The sequence below is a fragment of the Antrihabitans stalagmiti genome, from assembly GCF_016482825.1.
In the GTDB taxonomy this organism is placed as follows: domain Bacteria; phylum Actinomycetota; class Actinomycetes; order Mycobacteriales; family Mycobacteriaceae; genus Antrihabitans; species Antrihabitans stalagmiti.
Genome location: NZ_JAEMNV010000011.1, coordinates 74,994 through 92,517, shown reverse-complemented (window position 1 = coordinate 92,517; position 17,524 = coordinate 74,994). Strand labels below are relative to the sequence as shown.

The following is a 17,524-nucleotide window of genomic DNA, read 5'->3' as shown; positions in this document are numbered from 1 at the left end:
TCCGGCGTCACGTGTGTTCGTCATTCCTCGTGCAGGTCCGGATACGCGCTAACCGCAAGGAAGCGGAGCGGCAGACGCACGAGTTCGCTCGGTCCGGGTCCTTCGGTAGTTGAACCCCGGTCGGATTGTCGTGACGCGCGTCTATTCGCGCCCCGACGACACCCAGGACGCCACGGCGGACCGCTCTCCGCTCACCAGCCCTGCTATCGAATCCAGCTCGGCAACCTGCGCTGCCGAAAGGTCGACGTCCAGCGAGGAAACGTTCTCGTCGATCCGATGCTGTTTGCGCGTCCCAGGTATCGACACAACGGGCAAACCGAAGTCGCTGCCCTTGTGCCGCAGCCACGCCAGGCTGACCTGCGCGGCCGTGGCGCCGACCGCGTCCGCGACCGTCTGAATGGCCGCGACAGCCGCACGATTGGTGTCGATGCTGCCGTCGTCGAATCTCGGAAAGTGGTTGCGGATGTCGTTGCTGCTGATCGTGTCCGCGGTGACCGTTCCGGTGAGAAATCCCCGCCCGAGGGGCGCATACGGAACGAAGCCGACGCCGAGTTCGGCAGCTGCGGGAACGACGTTCGATTCGACGTCTCGACTCCAAATGCTCCATTCCGATTGCACGGCGGCAATCGGATGGACCGCCACCGCGCGGCGCAATTCGGCCGCGGTGACCTCGGACAGGCCGAGATGGCGGACCTTCCCCTCGGTCACGAGCTCGGCCATGGCCGCGACTGTGTCTTCGATCGGTGTGTTCGGATCGAGTCGGTGCAGGTAGTACAGGTCGACCGTGTCGGTACCGAGACGCTGCAGACTTTCGTCGATGCATTGCCGAACATAATCTCGGTCGCCGCGTACTCCGCGATCGCCGGCCGCAGGATTGCCGGTGATGCCGAACTTGGTTGCGAGTTGCACCTCGGCACGACGATCGCGGAGAACAGCGGCGATGAGTTGCTCGTTCGAACCGCCGCCGTACACGTTGGCCGTGTCGATGAATGTCACGCCGACATCGATCGCGTGGTGCAGCGTCGCCAGCGCGTCGGCGGGTTCGACGGCACCGTAGACGGGCGTCAATGCCATGCCACCGAATCCGAGTTGGCTTGTCGTCAGATTGTCGCCGAGAGTGATGGGGGAAGCAGTCATGACTCCAAAGTAGGCCGCCCGACCGAAGTCTGTTTGAGTCGATCGCTTCGGCAGTAGACGTTCATCGTCTCGCCACGGAGAAACCCGACGAGTGTCAGTCCGTTGTCCGCCGCGAGATCCACTGCGAGCGACGACGGCGCCGACACTGCGCCGAGCATCGGTATGCCTGCCATCACGGCCTTCTGTACGAGTTCGAAGGAAGCTCTGCCGCTGACGATCAATACGCAGTCGCTCATGGGCACGCGGCCTTCGGCGATGCCCCAGCCGATCACCTTGTCGACGGCGTTGTGGCGGCCGACGTCCTCGCGGACGACGAGCAGGGCGCCGTCGGCGCTGAACAAACCAGCCGCATGCAGGCCGCCCGTCGCGTCGAACGTTCGCTGGTTCTTACGAAGTGTCTGCGTCATCGACGCCAGAATCCCGGCCTCGACGGCAAGTTCCGTCTGCGCGATATCGAATCGCGACGTCGCCGCGACGTCGGCGAGCGATTCCTTACCGCACACTCCGCACGCGCTCGATGTCATGACGTGCCTGTGCCCCAATGCATCCGGCCGTGCGGTCGCGGCGAGTGTCACGTCGAGAACGTTGTAGGTATTGACACCGTCTTCGTCCGCACCGGCGCAGTAGCGAACAGCGACCACATCGCCCGCGTCAGCGATCACACCCTCGCTGAGGAGAAATCCGTGCACCAGGTCGATGTCGTTGCCCGGGGTCCGCATCGTCACGTTGACCGGCGTGCCCGCAATCCGCAGCTCGAGCGGCTCCTCGACAGCGAGTGTGTCCGGTCGGCGGACGGACCCTGTTGCGGTGATCCGCAGAACCTGGCGACGTGAGGTGATGCGGCCCATCAGTCCGCCCGTTCGAGCCGGACTGTAATCGCCTTGGATACCGGCGTATTCGATTTGTCCGCAACATGATCCAGTGGGATCAGCGGATTCGTCTCGGGATAGTAGGCCGCGGCGTTGCCGCGCGGAGTGCTGTAGGCGACGATTCGGAAACCGTCGACGCGACGTTCCTCGACGCGGCCCTCGGTCGGCCATTCGGAGACGATGTTCACCAGATCGCCGTCGCTGAACCCGAGTTCTGCGATGTCGGCTGCGTTGACGAAGACGACCTGCCTGCCGTTCTTCACGCCGCGGTATCTGTCGTCGAGACCGTAGATCGTCGTGTTGTACTGATCGTGGCTGCGCATCGTCTGCAGTACGAGGCGTCCCGGCGGGGTAGGCACCCAGACCAGTTCGTTGACTGCAAAATTGGCTTTGCCTGTGGCTGTGACGAATTCACGTGAATCGCGGGGCGGGTGCGGTAGCTGGAAGCCGTTGCGCTCGCGGACACGTGTGTTGTAGTCGGCGCAGCCGGGGATCACTCTGGAGATCGCGTCGCGAATCAGGTCGTAGTCTTTTTCGAACTCCGACCACCGAACCTGGTGGTCGGGTCCGAACAGTTCGGTCGCCAGTTGGCACACGATCGCGACCTCGCTGCGAAGGTCCGAGCTGACCGGTGCCAACCTGCCGGTGGACAGGTGGACCATCGACATCGAATCCTCTACGGAGACATGCTGTTTGGTGCCGTCCTGCAGATCGAGGTCGGAACGGCCGAGCGTGGGCAGGATCAATGCGACTTCGCCGGGGACTACGTGACTTCGGTTGAGCTTCGTCGAGACCTGCACGGTCAGAGCACAATTGCGCAACGCTGCCTCGGTCACGTCGGTATCCGGCGTTGCGGAGACGAAATTGCCGCCCATGGCCATGAATATCTTCGCCGTCCCGTCGCGCATCGCGCGGATCGAATCGACTGTGTCCAAACCGTGTTCGCGCGGACTGGACATCGCGAATTCGGCATCGAGTGCGTCGAGGAAGGAGTCCGGCATCCGCTCGAAGATGCCCATCGTGCGGTCGCCCTGCACGTTCGAGTGTCCTCGTACCGGGCACACGCCTGCGCCGGGTTTGCCCATCATGCCGCGAAGCAGCAGCAGGTTGGTCGCCTCTTCGATGGTCGCGACAGCGTGCCGCTGCTGCGTCAATCCCATTGCCCAACAGGTGATGGTGCGCTCCGAGGCGATGAGTGCTGCAGCGGTCTCGTCGAGCTGAGTCCGGGTCAAACCGGTTGCCTCGAGCACGGCGTCGAGGTCGACCGCACGCATGTGCGCTTCGTATTCGGCGAAACCGGCGCAGTGTGCGTCGACGAAGGCCCTGTCGACCACGGTCCCCGGCGCGCGATCCTCGGCCTCGAAGAGCAACCTGCCGAGCCCTTGGAACAGGGCCATGTCGCCACCGATGCGGATCTGCAGGAACTCGTCCGCGATCTCGGTGCCGCCACGCAGTAGGCCACTGAGGCGCTGGGGGTCCTTGAAGCCCTTCAGGCCCGCCTCGGGAAGCGGATTGATGGCAATTATTTTGGCGCCGTTGCGCTTTGCCGTTTCCAAGGTCGACAGCATGCGCGGGTGGTTGGTACCCGGATTCTGGCCGGCGATGAGGATCAGGTCCGCCTTGGTCAAGTCGTCGATGGACACCGACCCCTTGCCGATGCCGATCGCTGCGGTCAGGGCGGTGCCGGACGATTCGTGACACATGTTGGAGCAGTCGGGCAGATTGTTGGTACCGAAACTGCGGACCAGCAACTGATAGAGGAACGCGGTTTCGTTGCTTGTTCGTCCCGAGGTGTAGAAGATCGCTTCGTCGGGGGAGGACAGCGCGCGCAATCCGTCGGCGATCAGCCGGTAGGCATCGCGCCACGAAATCGGTTGATAGTGCGTGGCATTCGGGGTGAGAACCATCGGATGGGTCAGGCGCCCCTGCTGGCCGAGCCAGAAGCCGGACTTGGTCGCCAGTTCCGCGACCGAGTGCTCGGCAAAGAACTCCGGTGTGACGGTCCGTAGCGTCGCTTCCTCTGCTACCGCCTTGGCGCCGTTCTCGCAGAATTCGGCGGGACGCCGATGGCCGAGCGGCTCGGGCCATGCGCAGCCTGGGCAATCGAAGCCGTCGTGATGGTTCAGGCGAGCGAGCGACCTCGATGTGCGCAGCAGACCCATCTGTTCGAGGCTGCGTCGCATCGAGACGGCGACGGCGGTGAGCCCGGCCGCCTTGTTCTTCGGCGACGTGACCGCAAGCGCGGACTCGTCGATGTCGCTTGTCGGTCCCGTGCGGGTCATTGCTCCATAGTGCCTCGTTGCTCGGACGCCTCCAACCCAGGGCTCGGCCGAATCTAGAACAAGTTCTAGTTTGTCCCGTATGATCTGCGGCAAGGACGTGGAGAGGAAGAAAAGTATGACTGTGGCGGTGACGGGTGCGAGCGGATATCTCGGCGTCAATCTGGTCAGACAGCTGGTGGCCGATGGCGAAACGGTCCGCGCATTGGATGTAGCCCGCTCGCCGCACTTTCCGTCCGGTGTGGAGTTCCGAAAGGCGAACGTGCTCGACCCGGAGTCGATCCGGGCCGCGTTGACCGGTGTCGACACCGTCTACCACCTCGTCGCGAAGATCACCCTGTCAGAACAAGACGAGATCGCTTGGCGGCTCAACGTCGACGGTGCGCGAAACACCGCCGAAGCGGCATTGGCGGCAGGCGTCCGACGCTACGTGCACTGCAGTTCCATACATGCCTTCGACCAGTATCGATGCCAGGAAATCGACGAGACGAGCCCGCGGTCCGAGGATGGGAAGATTCCCGTCTACGACCGCTCGAAGTGGGCGGGGGAGCAGCAGGTTCAGGAGGTCGTCAAAGCCGGCCTCGACGCCGTGATCTGCAATCCGACGGGCGTCTACGGCCCGACCGATTTCGGCATGGCCGGCCTGTCGAGGATCAACGGCTTGATTGCGATGGCCACCCGCGGCCGGATGCCGGTCACGCTGGAGGGCGGCTTCGATCTGGTCGACGTCCGCGATGTCGCAACGGGCCTCGTCGCCGCTGCCGACCGGGGACGAACCGGCGAGAACTACCTGCTTGCGGGCGAATTCTGCGTCATGGCCGACGTGTTTCGGCGGGCCGCCAAGAAGGCAGGACGAAGCGGACGTATCGCCGCCGTTCCACTGCGCGCGGTGCTACCGATGATCCCGATCGCGGAACGAATCGGTAAGCGCTTCGGGTCGGATCTGATCAGCGCAGGCTCGTTGGCGGCACTTGTGGCGAGCCCACGGATCGACAATGCCAAAGCAGTCACCGAACTCGGCTACCGGGCGCGTACGTCGGCGCAGACGGTCGACGATCTGGTCGAGTTCCTGCAGTTCTCACGCACGCAGAGTCAGCGCGCGTGACCGTGGCGGTGACCCCCGACGACCTACTCGAGTTCGTCGAGCGTTCGCCGCTCGCCGTCGCCGCGCACGACAAGGCCGCGTGGCTCGCGCTCTTCGCTCGCCACCACGTCGTCGAGGATCCGGTAGGCGGGCGCCCGGTCGTCGGCGGTCTGTACGACCGACGTGGCGGCAGTCGTGGCCCGCACGCGCTATCGCGATTTTGGGACACCTACATCGCGCCGCGGTCCATCCGATTCCACTACGACGGTCCCGATATCGTCCGCGGCCTCGATGTCGTTCGAAACGTCACGATCGAGATCACCGACACCGCGGGTGTCGTACTTCAGACGCCGGCCTATCTGCTGTACGAACTGACGAACGACGGTGGTGTGCTGCGTATCGGACGACTCGCCGCGCACTGGGAGGTCGGGCCTGTTGTTGCGCAGCTTGCCGGGTTCGATCGTGCGCACGCCCGATCGATCGCGCAGACCAATATTCGCCTACTGAAGTACCAGGGCCTCGGCGGGGCTTTCGCGTTCGGGCGAGCTGTGCGCAGCGTCGGAAATCCCGGTAAAGCCGCTGTAGCCGACCTTGTTTCGAAGGCACAGGCGGGGTCCGACCACGCGGTGCAACTGCTCGGCGGGACTGTCGTCGGGAACCTCAGGAAGGTGATTGCTTCGGGCGATGTCGTCGTCTCGACATGTGTTGCGGGCGAAGGGCCCGCGGTGTTGTTCTGCTATCTGGATCGACGCAGCGGAACCGTGGTCGGAACCGACCTTTTCATCGCACCGGAGGGTGTCGGACCGCCTCGGTAGCCTGTTCCCATGACCATCGTGCGCCCGACACAGAAGTCGGACATCGCAGAAGCTTCCCGAACCCTCGCGCGGGCGTTCTTCGACGACCCGGTTATGACCTTTATGCTGCCCGACGACGCCAAGCGTGAGAAGGGGCTCACGAGGTTGTTCGGCGCGATCGCGCGCTACCAGTACCTGTCTCAGGGTGGCTGTGAAGTGGCAACCGGTGCCGACGGTGCAATTGGGGGAGCGACCCTGTGGGCGCCGCCCGGCGGCTGGAAGTCGTCCGGTTGGACGGAACTGCGTTCGATGCCCGCGATGATCATGGCTTTCGGAAGTCGGATGCAACTCGGCGGCGAGGTCAACGAGACGATGAAAGCAAACCATCCAGAAGAGCCGCATTGGTATCTGTCGGTTATCGGCACCGATCCGTCTGTACGCGGTGGCGGCTTCGGGCACAGCCTGATGACGTCACGTCTGAGTCGATGCGACGCCGAGCACGCACCGGCCTATCTGGAATCGAGCAAGCCCGACAACGTGCCGTATTACGAGCGATTCGGGTTCGAGGTCACCCGCGAGGTCGTGCTACCCAAAGGTGGTCCCACCCTCTGGGCGATGTGGCGTAATCCGCGCTAGCGCCGCAGCTCACATGCTTGCGGTCCGGATCGTATCGGCCGCGTCGTGTAGGTCGGCCGCTTCGTGCACCGCTGCTTCATGCACCGCTTATGAAGCGACCGACCGATCACGAGGCAGTCAGAGAATTCCGCCGAGCAGGCCGAGGAGTCCTCCGAGAAGGCCGCCGCCGCCACTTTCACCGCCACCACCGCTGCCCGAGCTACCGGTTCCGAACAATCCGCTGAGCAGTTCCGTTGATCCCATGACATCTCCTCCGTATTCGGTTGAACCTGAGTAGGCGACCAAGGTATCGGTGTCTCAGGTGTCACGATTTTATTACGAAGAGGTCTCGACGCGCGTGATTATTGCGAAATCTTTATCTGAAATGTCTTGCGAATGTGCTCACGATGAGGTTCTACGTCGAATAGGCGGCGACGAAGTGGACCCAGAGTCGTAGTCGATCGGCGATGCTCAACGCTTGCTGGGTGTTCAGCGGCGTAGCCGCGGGGTCGCAGCCGGGTCGGCGCGAAGCGGCTGACTCGCGGTTCGAGAAAAGTCTGCCCGTCGTGCAGATTTAACGTGGCAGGCGGTCTACTATTGCGGAGGAAGGGCGGGGGATTCAGTGACCCTCATCCATTGAATCCTCCACCCTTCTGCCAAATCTCCCGGTCCTGGTTCGTTTGCGCATCGTTTGCGCGGCCACTCACGCAGCGACCAGAGCGACCGAACCACCTGCGCGAGAAGCGCTTTCGTCGACGACAAGCCATGCGATCGAATCCGGCAGCGAGGCGAGCTGCGCCCGAGTCGTCAAGCCGATGCAGACACGCCGACCTGACACCACGATCCCGGCCATCGTGGCCGATTCCGCTGGATCGATCGACGCGAGACCGGCTCCCGTCTTCGCGACCGCCCACATCGCAACCACGGACTCGATCGAAGGCGGCAATGCCATGACGACGTGGTTGTCGGATCCTGCGCCCATATCGACCAGCAGCTGGGAAAGAGTGGTCGACCACGCGTCGACCTCGGCAAAAGTGAGGCTGCGATCGCCGGAGGAGACGGCGACACCGTGCGGATCGAGTTCCGCGGTCTCGGTGAAATGCTCGGGGCGGTTGCGGATGAACGACGTTCCCACCGGTGAATCGACCAGTACGTACATTGTGACCTCCGTTTGTCCGACTCTGCGGGAGTCGGTGTGCGTGTTTCTCTTGACGGCAAATCTGGTCTATTCCGGAGGTCGGCGACAGCAGCCCGAGTGGTGGTGCTCGCGACCCAAGGGTTATCGATGTTGCACCCGAGGGTGGTCGGCTCGTGGCTACGACGACGATGCGAACGGTTGCCACCAGCTAGCGCCGATGAATCGCGTCGTCCGTCGCCGACTAGAATCGCCGAGTGACCAGCGCAGCCCCCGATAGTTCCGACAGTCGAGCCGATTCGCTACCGAAGAGCTGGGATCCCAGCGCAGTCGAGGAAGACCTGTATCAGGGCTGGGTAGCTGCAGGATATTTCGCGGCGGACCCGACCAGCGACAAGCCGCCGTACTCGATCGTGCTGCCGCCACCGAACGTCACGGGCAGCCTGCACATGGGCCATGCGCTCAACCACACGCTGATGGATGCGCTCACTCGCCGTAAGCGGATGCAGGGGTTCGACGTCCTGTGGCAGCCGGGGATGGACCATGCAGGTATCGCGACGCAGAACGTCGTCGAGAAGCAGCTCGCCGTGGATGGCAAGACGAAAGAGGACTTCGGCCGGGAGCTGTTCATCGACAAGGTGTGGGACTGGAAGCACGCTTCCGGCGGCACGATTCAGGGCCAGATGCGCCGGATCGGTGACGGTGTCGACTGGAGCCGCGACCGGTTCACGATGGACGACGGCCTTTCCAATGCTGTGCAGACGATCTTCAAGCGGATGTTCGACGCCGGCCTGATCTATCGCGCCGAACGGCTCGTGAACTGGTCGCCCGAGCTGCGTACTGCCATATCCGACATAGAAGTTCGATACGAGGACGTCGAGGGCGAGCTGGTTTCGTTGCGATACGGCTCGCTTCGCGACGACGAGCCGCACGTGATCGTCGCGACCACGCGGGTGGAGACGATGCTCGGTGACACAGCGGTCGCCGTGCACCCCGACGATGCTCGCTACCAGTCGATGATCGGCACCACCGTCGAGCACCCGATCACGGGTCGGGCGATACCGATCATCGCCGACGACTACGTCGACCCCGAGTTCGGTACCGGCGCAGTGAAGATCACCCCTGCGCACGATCCCAACGACTTCGAGATGGGGCTACGACACAGCCTGCCGATGCCGTCCATCATGGACGAAACGGCTCGGATCGTCGGGACCGGAACCGAATTCGACGGCATGGATCGTTTCGAGGCACGTGTCAAGGTTCGCGAGCGTCTGGCCGCGGAAGGGCGTGTCGTCGCCGAAAAGCGTCCGTACCTGCATAGTGTCGGTCACTCCGAGCGCAGCGGTGAAGCCATCGAGCCGCGCCTTTCGTTGCAGTGGTGGGTGAAGGTAGATACTCTCGCCGCCGCCGCAGGCGACGCAATTCGTAACGGCGACACAGTGATTCATCCGAAGAGCCTGGAACCGCGGTGGTTCGCGTGGGTCGACAACATGCACGATTGGTGCATCTCGCGTCAGCTCTGGTGGGGTCACCGCATCCCGATCTGGTACGGGCCCGACGGCGAAACCGTGTGCGTCGGTCCTGACGAGACGCCGCCCGCCGGCTGGACCCAGGATCCCGACGTGCTCGACACCTGGTTCTCGTCGGGGTTGTGGCCGTTCTCGACACTCGGTTGGCCCGAGAAGACGCCTGAACTCCAAAAGTATTACCCGACAAGCGTTCTCTTCACCGGCTACGACATCATCTTCTTCTGGGTCGCCCGCATGATGATGTTCGGCATGTTCATCGCCGAGGACGAGCAGATCGCAGGACCGGGCAAGTCCGGCCTACAGGTGCCGTTCAAGGACGTCTTCCTGCACGGCCTCATCCGAGATCAGTTCGGCAAGAAGATGTCCAAGTCGCGTGGCAACGGTATCGATCCACTCGATTGGGTCGAGTTGTACGGAGCTGACGCGTTGCGTTTCACACTCGCTCGCGGTGCCCAGCCCGGTAGTGACCTCTCGATCGGCGAGTCGCACGCCTCGGCGTCGCGCAACTTCGTCACCAAGCTGTTCAACGCAGTCAAGTTTGCTTTGATGAACGGTGCAGTGTCGACCGAGTTGCCCGCTCGCGACGCGCTGACCGATGCCGACCGCTGGATCCTCGATCGGCTCGAAGAGGTTCGCGCCGAAGTGGATTCGGCATTCGACAGCTACGAGTTCGGTAAAGCGTGCGAAGGTCTCTACCACTTCGCGTGGGACGAGGTGTGCGACTGGTATCTCGAACTGGCGAAGGTGCAGTTGGCCGATCCGGAGCGTGTTGCCGCTACCCGTGCCGTGCTCGGTGTCGTCCTCGATTCGCTTCTGCGCCTGCTGCATCCGGTGATCCCGTTCGTCACGGAGACGCTGTGGAAGGCGCTGACGGGTGGTGTGTCAGTGGTCGTCGCGCAGTGGCCGACGGCATCGGGAACTGCGGCGGATACTGCGTCAGCGCAACGTATCTCGGATATGCAGCGCTTGATCACCGAGGTGCGCCGCTTCCGCAGCGATCAGGGTCTCAAGGACAAGCAGAAGGTCGCAGCCCGTCTGGTCGGTGTGGAGTCGGCCGATCTGGTTGCCCAACTCGACTCGATCAGCTCACTTGCCAGGCTGACCACTCCCGCAGACGATTTCGCCGTAACCGCATCGTTGGAGGTGCGCCTCAGCAACGCGACGGTCACCGTCGAACTCGATACGTCGGGCACCGTCGACCTGGAGGCCGAGCGACGCAGGCTGGAGAAGGAACTCGCGGCTGCCGAGAAGGAACTGGTGGCGACGGCCGCGAAACTGTCGAACGAGGCGTTCCTCGCCAAGGCACCCGATCAGGTGGTCGACAAGATTCGGGCGCGGCGCAGCCTTGCCGAAGAAGAGGTCGCCAGAGTCGGTGCGCGCCTGCGCGACATGGGGTCCAAGTGAGCACCGAGGGTGATCCAGTCGCGCTCGAGGCGCCGTCTGCGGTCGATCTCGCAGAGCTGACCCTCGTCGAGGCCGAACTCGACAAGCGTTGGCCCGAAACGAAAATCGAGCCGTCGACTGCTCGGATCTCGGCACTGATGGATCTGCTCGGCGCGCCTCAGCACGGCTATCCGGCAATCCACGTTGCCGGCACGAACGGCAAGACGTCGGTCACCCGAATGGTCGACGCGCTCCTGCGGAGTCTGCATCGCCGTACCGGCCGAACGACGAGCCCGCATCTGCAATCGCCGACCGAACGGATCAGCGTCGACGGCCTACCGATTTCGCCTCGTCTATACGTCGATACCTATCGAGAGATCCTGCCGTACGTCGAAATGGTCGACGCGTCCTCGGAAAGCGCAGGCGGACCTGCGATGAGCAAGTTCGAGGTCGTCACAGCGATGGCCTTCGCCGCGTTCGCGGAAGCGCCGGTCGACGTGGCTGTCGTCGAGGTCGGTCTCGGCGGTCGGTGGGACGCGACCAACGTGATCGACGGGCAGGTAGCTGTGATCACGCCGATCGGACTCGACCACGTCGACTACCTCGGTCCGGATCTGACGAGTATCGCCGGTGAGAAGGCCGGAATCATCAAACGCGCACGCGAGCAACTCGTTCCGATCGATACCGTCGCCGTCATCGCGCAACAGGAACCCGAAGTGATGGACGTCCTGCTGCGCCGCGCCGTCGAGGTCGATGCTGCCGTTGCTCGGGAGGGGTCAGAGTTCAAGGTGCTCGGTCGCCGCATCGCGGTCGGCGGACAGGAACTGCAACTACAGGGGCTCGGCGGGGTCTACGACGAGATCTTCCTGCCACTGCACGGCGAGCACCAGGCGCACAACGCAGTACTCGCACTCGCGGCTGTCGAAGCGTTCTTCGGCGCCGGAGCCGATCGTAGGCTCGACGTCGATGCGATACGCGAGGGTTTCGCGTCGGTCACGTCGCCGGGTCGCCTCGAACGTGTTCGGAGTGCCCCGACCATATTTCTAGACGCGGCACACAATCCGGCTGGCGCCAAGGCGCTGGCGGCGGCCCTTGCCGCCGAGTTCGATTTCCGCAAACTTGTCGGCGTCGTCGCCGTGATGCGGGACAAGGACGTTGCGGGCATTCTCGAAGCGCTCGAGCCGGCATTCGACGAGATCGTCGTCACGACCAACGGATCGCCGCGCTCGATGGAAGCCGAAGAACTCGCCAATCTCGCGGTCCAACGCTTCGGCGACGAGCGCGTCGTCGTTGCGGCAACGTTGCCGGATGCGCTGGAGACGGCGATAGGGCTCGCAGAGGATGTCGTCGAACCGGGGGAGGCGGTCTCGGGTGCCGGGGTCGTCGTGACCGGGTCCGTGGTGACTGCCGGTGCTGCGCGTGCATTGTTCGGAAAGGATCCCGCGTGAGTTCCGACAGCCCCGCAGACGGGGAGACGACCCAGTTCGGCGAGCCGACCAAGGATCCGTGGAAAGCCTTCCGCGGCGTGCTGGCCGGGGTACTGATACTCGAGGCGATCGTCGTGTTGCTCGGTCTGCCGATCGTGGCGAAGCTCAGCGGTGGCGTCACGTGGGTGTCGGGCGGCTACCTCGTCGGTCTCGCGCTGCTGATGATTGCCGGTGGCGGATTGCAACGGCGGCCGTGGGCGATGTCGTACAACCTTGCGCTGCAGGTGGCGTTCGTTGTCGGCTGGTTCGCGCATCCCTCGATCGGCGTCATCGGTCTCATCTTCGCGGGAGTGTGGGGCTACCTGCTCTGGCTTCGGCGTGACGTCCAGTCGCGGATGAAGAGGGGGCTGCTCCCGGGGCAGCGAGACTAGACCTCTAGGCTGTCGGCCGTGACTGAGCGCACCCTTATCCTTATCAAGCCCGATGCCGTTTCTCGCGGATACATCGGCGAAGTCCTCGGTCGGATCGAACGCAAAGGTCTGACCATCGCCGCGCTGGAGCTGAAGAACGTCTCCAACGAACTAGCAAGCAGCCACTACGCCGAGCACGCCGAACGGCCGTTCTTCGGTTCACTGCTCGAATTCATCACCTCCGGACCGGTCGTCGCGGCCGTCGTCGAGGGTCCGCGCGCGATCGCCGCATTCCGGCAGCTCGCCGGTGGCACCGATCCCGTCGAGAAGGCAACACCCGGCACGATTCGTGGCGATCTCGCCCTGGAGACCCAGGAAAACCTCGTGCACGGATCGGATTCCGCCGAGTCCGCAGCACGCGAGATTGCCCTGTGGTTCCCAGAACTGTCCAACGCCTGAGACAACACGACACGTTCGCTCCGGACGCCGATGGCGAGCGCCGGAGCGAGCGTGTGGGATACTGGTGACGGTTACACCACATAAGCTCCACTTGTTCGTCATGTTGATGTAACCGGGATGACTCCACAGTTCGATGCCGTCATCGCTGCCACGGACAACGCAAGAAGATGTTGGTTGCCCGCGTCGGCACGCTCGATGATCAGCGCGCGAACCACGGCACAGCCATCCAAGCCAGGCACCGCGTGCCCAGCAAGCCCACACAGACCAGATTCATCGGACATTACCGAGTACGCGGAGCGAGACCACACAATCTCGCGCCCTCAGGCGCGGGTACACATGTAACCCCTGAGTGGCCGCGTCACCTCCCGATTGCTGGGCGGACGCGCCCGGGGGTCCGAGGGAGACCACGTGGCCGATCAAGTGCCGCCCGAGACATCCGAAGAGCTGAACGAAGTTGATTCAGCCGAGACACCCAAGTCCGCGAGCGGTGATTCGCAGGACTCGGGATCGTCGATCGCAACCACCGAACCGACGCCGGATCTTCCGGATCGCATCCGGGTGCATGCGCTTGCCAAGTTGCTCGGCGTCAAGAGCAAACAGGTCCTCGCTGCGCTGACCGAGGTCGGCGCCGAAGCGAAGAGCCCGCAGTCGAGCCTGAATCGCGACATCGCGGAATCTGTGCGCGACCTGCTTACCGGCGTCACCGATCCCGTCGCGGCTCCCGCTGGCACAACTACTGACGACGCAGCCGTCGCGTCGGTGGTAGCCGAAGCGCCGGTCGACACGGAGACTCCGGTCGCCGTCGAATCCGCCGTCGAGACCCCCGTTGTTGCCGAGGCCGTCGACACGCCAACCCCGGTGTCCAACGACATGAACCTGTTCTCCGGTCCGGTCCGGTCCGACGCAGATGCTGAACTTCCGCCGATCTTCGTAACGCCGGCGGTTGTGCACGCGCCGTTGTTCCTGCAGCCCGACACCGCGGCCGTCGAAGAGACCCGCCGACGCCGCCGGACCCGAGTTGCCGCGACGGACAAGTCCGACGATCAGCAATCAGACGGTGCCGATGCCGAGTCCTCGACGGCTGGATCCGGGAGAGCTGCTAGCAAGTCGACAGCCGGCAACGCCCAAGCCGACACCCCCCAAGCCGACACGGCCGGATCCGACTCGGCCGATTCCCGCAAGGGTGACCGGACGGTCGTCGACGACAGTGCCGACCAGGCAGCCGAGGCAACGTCGGACGACAGCACCGATGCGGCCGACGACGACAAGAACGACGGTGCCCAACCGAAACGACGCCGCCGCGGACGCCGTGGTCGTGGCCGTGGCCGCGGTGAGCAGGCAGGTGGCGACGCCGACTCCGAGGACGATTCCGACGACTCGACGGATGCCGACGAGCAGGCCGGTTCTTCGGACGCAGCAGACTCGGCGGATGCAGCTGGTTCTTCGGCCGACACCGACTCCACCGACGCCGACTCCACGTCGGGTGCGGACGCCGACGATTCCGACGATTCGGACAGTGACGACGACTCCGACGACAGCGGCACCGGCGATGGACCCAACCGCCGCAGGCGTCGTCGTCGGCGTCGCAAGGTCACCGGAGACGCTGCAACGGGTGACGCCGCAGCATCGGAGGACGATCCGCCGAACACGGTCGTTCACGAGCGCGAGCCGCGCAACAAGCCCCGTGTCGTCAAGGACGAAGTTCAAGGCATCACCGGCTCGACCAGACTGGAGGCCAAGCGTCAGCGTCGCCGGGACGGCCGCGATGCCGGTCGTCGTCGCCCGCCGATCCTGACCGAAAGCGAATTCCTGGCCCGCCGGGAGGCTGTCGACCGCGTCATGGTCGTGCGCGAGAAGGCTTTCGGCGATCACCCGTCCGCAACGCAGGTCGCTGTGCTCGAAGACGACATCCTCGTCGAGCATTTCGTCACCAACACCAGTTCCGGCTCGATGGTCGGCAACGTCTACGTCGGTCGCGTCCAGAACGTGCTCCCGAGTATGGAAGCGGCGTTCGTCGATATCGGCCGCGGCCGCAACGGCGTGCTTTACGCGGGTGAAGTCAACTGGGAAGCAGCAGGTCTCGGCGGTAACTCGCGCAAGATCGAGCAGGCACTCAAGCCTGGCGACCAGGTGCTCGTCCAGGTCAGCAAGGACCCGGTCGGCCACAAGGGCGCACGTCTGACGACTCAGATCAGCCTTGCCGGGCGATTCCTCGTCTACGTTCCCGGCGGTTCGTCGACCGGTATCTCGCGCAAGCTGCCGGACACGGAACGCAAGCGGCTCAAGGAGATTCTGCGCGACATCGTGCCCAACGATGCCGGCGTCATCATCAGGACCGCGTCCGAAGGTGTCAGCGAAGAAGAACTCGCTCGCGATGTCGAGCGCCTGCAGAACCAGTGGCGCCAGATCGAAGAACAGGCCGCCAACGCAGGCAAGGGCAACACACAAACGTTGTACGAAGAGCCCGACCTGCTGGTCAAGGTCATTCGCGATCTCTTCAACGAGGACTTCGCCAAGATCGTGATCGAGGGCGAGAAGGCCTGGAGCACGGTCGAGACCTACATCGGCACGGTGGCACCCGACCTGTTGCCACGGGTGCATCGGCACGACACCAACGGCGGACCCGACGTCTTCGAGACGTACCGGATCGACGAACAACTCGCGAAGGCACTCGATCGCAAGGTCTGGTTGCCGTCGGGCGGAACGCTCGTCATCGACCGGACCGAAGCGATGACCGTCGTCGACGTCAACACCGGCAAGTTCACCGGTGCAGGCGGCAACCTCGAAGAGACGGTTACCCGTAACAACCTCGAAGCTGCCGAGGAAATCGTTCGGCAGATGCGTCTGCGTGATATCGGCGGCATGATCGTCGTCGACTTCATCGACATGGTGCTCGAATCGAACCGCGACCTGGTGTTGCGCCGGTTGACCGAGGCGCTCGGGCGCGACCGGACCCGCCACCAGGTGTCGGAGGTGACGTCGCTCGGCTTGGTGCAGATGACGAGGAAGAAGCTCGGCACCGGATTGGTCGAGGCGTTCTCGACGACGTGCGAGCACTGCCATGGCCGCGGCATCCTCGTGCACTCCTACCCCGTGGAGATGTCGACGTCGTCCGACGACAACGGTGCACGGTCGGCGGCTCGTGGCGATTCGACGCCACGGAAGCGGCGTGGTCGCGAACGTCCGACGGCCGAAACCCCTGCTGATGGTGCGTCCAACGGACAGTCGACGGTCGAGGTCGATCCGTCGGTCAAGCGCGCTCATCCGGTCGCACTCGCGATGGCCGCCCACCACGGTGAACATCCGGCAGACGGCGCCCAGGCAGCAGAAGGCGCACCGGCGGACACAACTGCTGTCGAGGTAGCGGACGGCCGAGACGGTACGGTTGCCGCCGCGATCGACACCACGGAAGCGGCTGTTGTCGACGACGTGGTCGCAGGCGGTGCAACGACCGACGAGCCGACCGCGGCCGTTGTCGTCGAGGAGCAGGCTGCGAACGCCGTCGAGCCGGAGCCCGTCGACGTGCCCGAACCGGTGTCGGAGCAGGCGCCTGCGGCAGCTGGTGACGAGCCGAAGAAGAAGTCGTGGCTGCGCAGACGGGTTTCTCGCCCAGCGGCAGCACCGTCGGGTGAGTCCACTGCCGGAACGGTTTTCGTTCTTCCAGCAGCAGGCTCCGAGCCGCAGGCTCGGGTTGTGACGAGCGAACCGGAACCGCCGCCACCACCGCGTGAACCGCGGCGACGCAGGGCGGCGGGACGCCCTGCCGGTCCGCCGGTGGATGTGGACGCCTGACCGGTCCTTGTTACCTCGCTCGCAGTGGCTCCGGCCGGCGGTGGTCAGTTTGACCCTCGCACCTGCGTTCCCGTAACCTTGACCAGTCGCTGCCAGGCGGCATCGCTTCGCCACGTCCGCTGAGTTCACCGAAGGTGATTTCATGCGGGGGATCGAGTTTCGAGCTCGAGGCGGGTGCGCCACAGGCAGCAAGCACACCAGACCAGTCGCACGACGTTTGTCGCGCGAGCAAAGTTCGACAGCACGACTTTTGGGAAAGAAGGTAGCCGTCCGATGGCAACGTACGCGATCGTCAAGACCGGCGGGAAGCAGTACAAGGTCGCAGTCGGCGACCTCGTCAAGGTCGAGAAGATCGAGGGTGAGCCCGGAACGGCCGTCTCGCTCGACCCGGTCCTCGTCGTCGAAGACTCACAGCTGACCACCGATGCCGACAAGCTGGCCAAGGTTTCGGTCACCGGCGAGGTCGTCGAGCAGGTCAAAGGTCCGAAGATCCGGATCCACAAGTTCAAGAACAAGACCGGCTACCACAAGCGCCAGGGCCACCGTCAGAAGCTGACGGTCCTCAAGGTCACCGGTATCAAGTAACTCGAGCTCTACTGATCCTGGAGGGT

The 17,524-nt window shown here is 64.1% G+C and carries 14 protein-coding genes; 9 read left to right on the top strand and 5 right to left on the bottom strand.

All coding sequences use genetic code 11. The annotated features are described in order from the left end of the window. Positions 1–141: 141 nt before the first annotated feature. The 3 genes from JGU71_RS26025 to JGU71_RS26015 are packed head-to-tail and all read right to left on the bottom strand — an operon-like array spanning position 142 to position 4,288. Entirely contained in the window at positions 142–1,137 is a 996-nt protein-coding gene (locus JGU71_RS26025) for an aldo/keto reductase (protein WP_199707798.1), read from the bottom strand. Next, positions 1,134–1,985: a formate dehydrogenase accessory sulfurtransferase FdhD gene (gene fdhD / locus JGU71_RS26020; RefSeq protein ID WP_199707797.1), complete on the bottom strand. Its 852-nt coding sequence runs from the start codon at positions 1,983–1,985 to the stop codon at positions 1,134–1,136. The genes JGU71_RS26025 and fdhD overlap by 4 nt, the downstream gene beginning before the upstream one ends. Then, the gene (locus JGU71_RS26015; RefSeq protein WP_199707795.1) at positions 1,985–4,288 is read right to left on the bottom strand and encodes an FdhF/YdeP family oxidoreductase; all 2,304 of its coding nucleotides are present in this window, start codon (positions 4,286–4,288) and stop codon (positions 1,985–1,987) included. Before JGU71_RS26015 ends, fdhD begins: the two co-directional genes overlap by 1 nt. Positions 4,289–4,403: 115 nt before the next feature. On the opposite strand from JGU71_RS26015, the gene JGU71_RS26010 reads away from it, so the two are divergent. From JGU71_RS26010 to JGU71_RS26000, 3 genes are read left to right on the top strand one after another with little or no spacing between them, the layout of a single operon-like run. Next, positions 4,404–5,390: an NAD-dependent epimerase/dehydratase family protein gene (locus tag JGU71_RS26010; RefSeq protein WP_199707793.1), complete on the top strand. Its 987-nt coding sequence runs from the start codon at positions 4,404–4,406 to the stop codon at positions 5,388–5,390. After that, on the top strand, positions 5,387–6,184 hold the full coding sequence (locus JGU71_RS26005; protein ID WP_233530113.1) for a nuclear transport factor 2 family protein: 798 nt from the start codon (positions 5,387–5,389) through the stop codon (positions 6,182–6,184). Before JGU71_RS26010 ends, JGU71_RS26005 begins: the two co-directional genes overlap by 4 nt. A gap of 9 nt (positions 6,185–6,193) precedes the next feature. Next, positions 6,194–6,799, top strand: coding sequence for a GNAT family N-acetyltransferase (locus JGU71_RS26000; protein ID WP_199707791.1), 606 nt, complete (start codon positions 6,194–6,196; stop codon positions 6,797–6,799). A 117-nt stretch (positions 6,800–6,916) separates the two neighbouring features. On the opposite strand, the gene JGU71_RS30270 is transcribed toward JGU71_RS26000, so the two are convergent. Both JGU71_RS30270 and JGU71_RS25995 read right to left on the bottom strand, forming a co-directional pair. Beyond that, entirely contained in the window at positions 6,917–7,042 is a 126-nt protein-coding gene (locus tag JGU71_RS30270) for a hypothetical protein (protein ID WP_267908475.1), read from the bottom strand. Positions 7,043–7,481: 439 nt separating this feature from the next. Further along, on the bottom strand, positions 7,482–7,937 hold the full coding sequence (locus JGU71_RS25995; protein ID WP_199707789.1) for an AMP-binding protein: 456 nt from the start codon (positions 7,935–7,937) through the stop codon (positions 7,482–7,484). A gap of 233 nt (positions 7,938–8,170) precedes the next feature. Between JGU71_RS25995 and JGU71_RS25990 the strand changes: the two genes are divergently transcribed. The 6 genes from JGU71_RS25990 (at position 8,171) to rplU (ending at position 17,498) form a co-directional block, all read left to right on the top strand. After that, on the top strand, positions 8,171–10,846 hold the full coding sequence (locus JGU71_RS25990; RefSeq protein ID WP_199707787.1) for a valine--tRNA ligase: 2,676 nt from the start codon (positions 8,171–8,173) through the stop codon (positions 10,844–10,846). Continuing rightward, positions 10,843–12,273 (top strand): bifunctional tetrahydrofolate synthase/dihydrofolate synthase, encoded by a 1,431-nt coding sequence (gene folC, locus JGU71_RS25985; RefSeq protein WP_199707785.1) that lies wholly within the window; start codon positions 10,843–10,845, stop codon positions 12,271–12,273. Before JGU71_RS25990 ends, folC begins: the two co-directional genes overlap by 4 nt. Further along, the gene (locus tag JGU71_RS25980) at positions 12,270–12,683 is read left to right on the top strand and encodes a DUF4233 domain-containing protein (protein WP_199707783.1); all 414 of its coding nucleotides are present in this window, start codon (positions 12,270–12,272) and stop codon (positions 12,681–12,683) included. The genes folC and JGU71_RS25980 overlap by 4 nt, the downstream gene beginning before the upstream one ends. A gap of 18 nt (positions 12,684–12,701) precedes the next feature. Beyond that, a complete protein-coding gene (ndk, locus tag JGU71_RS25975; RefSeq protein WP_199707781.1) occupies positions 12,702–13,121 on the top strand; it encodes a nucleoside-diphosphate kinase in 420 nt (139 codons plus the stop codon). Between the two features lie 408 nt (positions 13,122–13,529). Beyond that, positions 13,530–16,913 carry a translation initiation factor IF-2 N-terminal domain-containing protein gene (locus JGU71_RS25970; RefSeq protein WP_199707779.1) on the top strand — a complete coding sequence of 1,128 codons (3,384 nt, stop codon included), beginning with the start codon at positions 13,530–13,532 and terminating at the stop codon, positions 16,911–16,913. Between the two features lie 273 nt (positions 16,914–17,186). Next, a complete protein-coding gene (gene rplU, locus JGU71_RS25965; protein ID WP_199707778.1) occupies positions 17,187–17,498 on the top strand; it encodes a 50S ribosomal protein L21 in 312 nt (103 codons plus the stop codon). Positions 17,499–17,524: the final 26 nt, after the last annotated feature.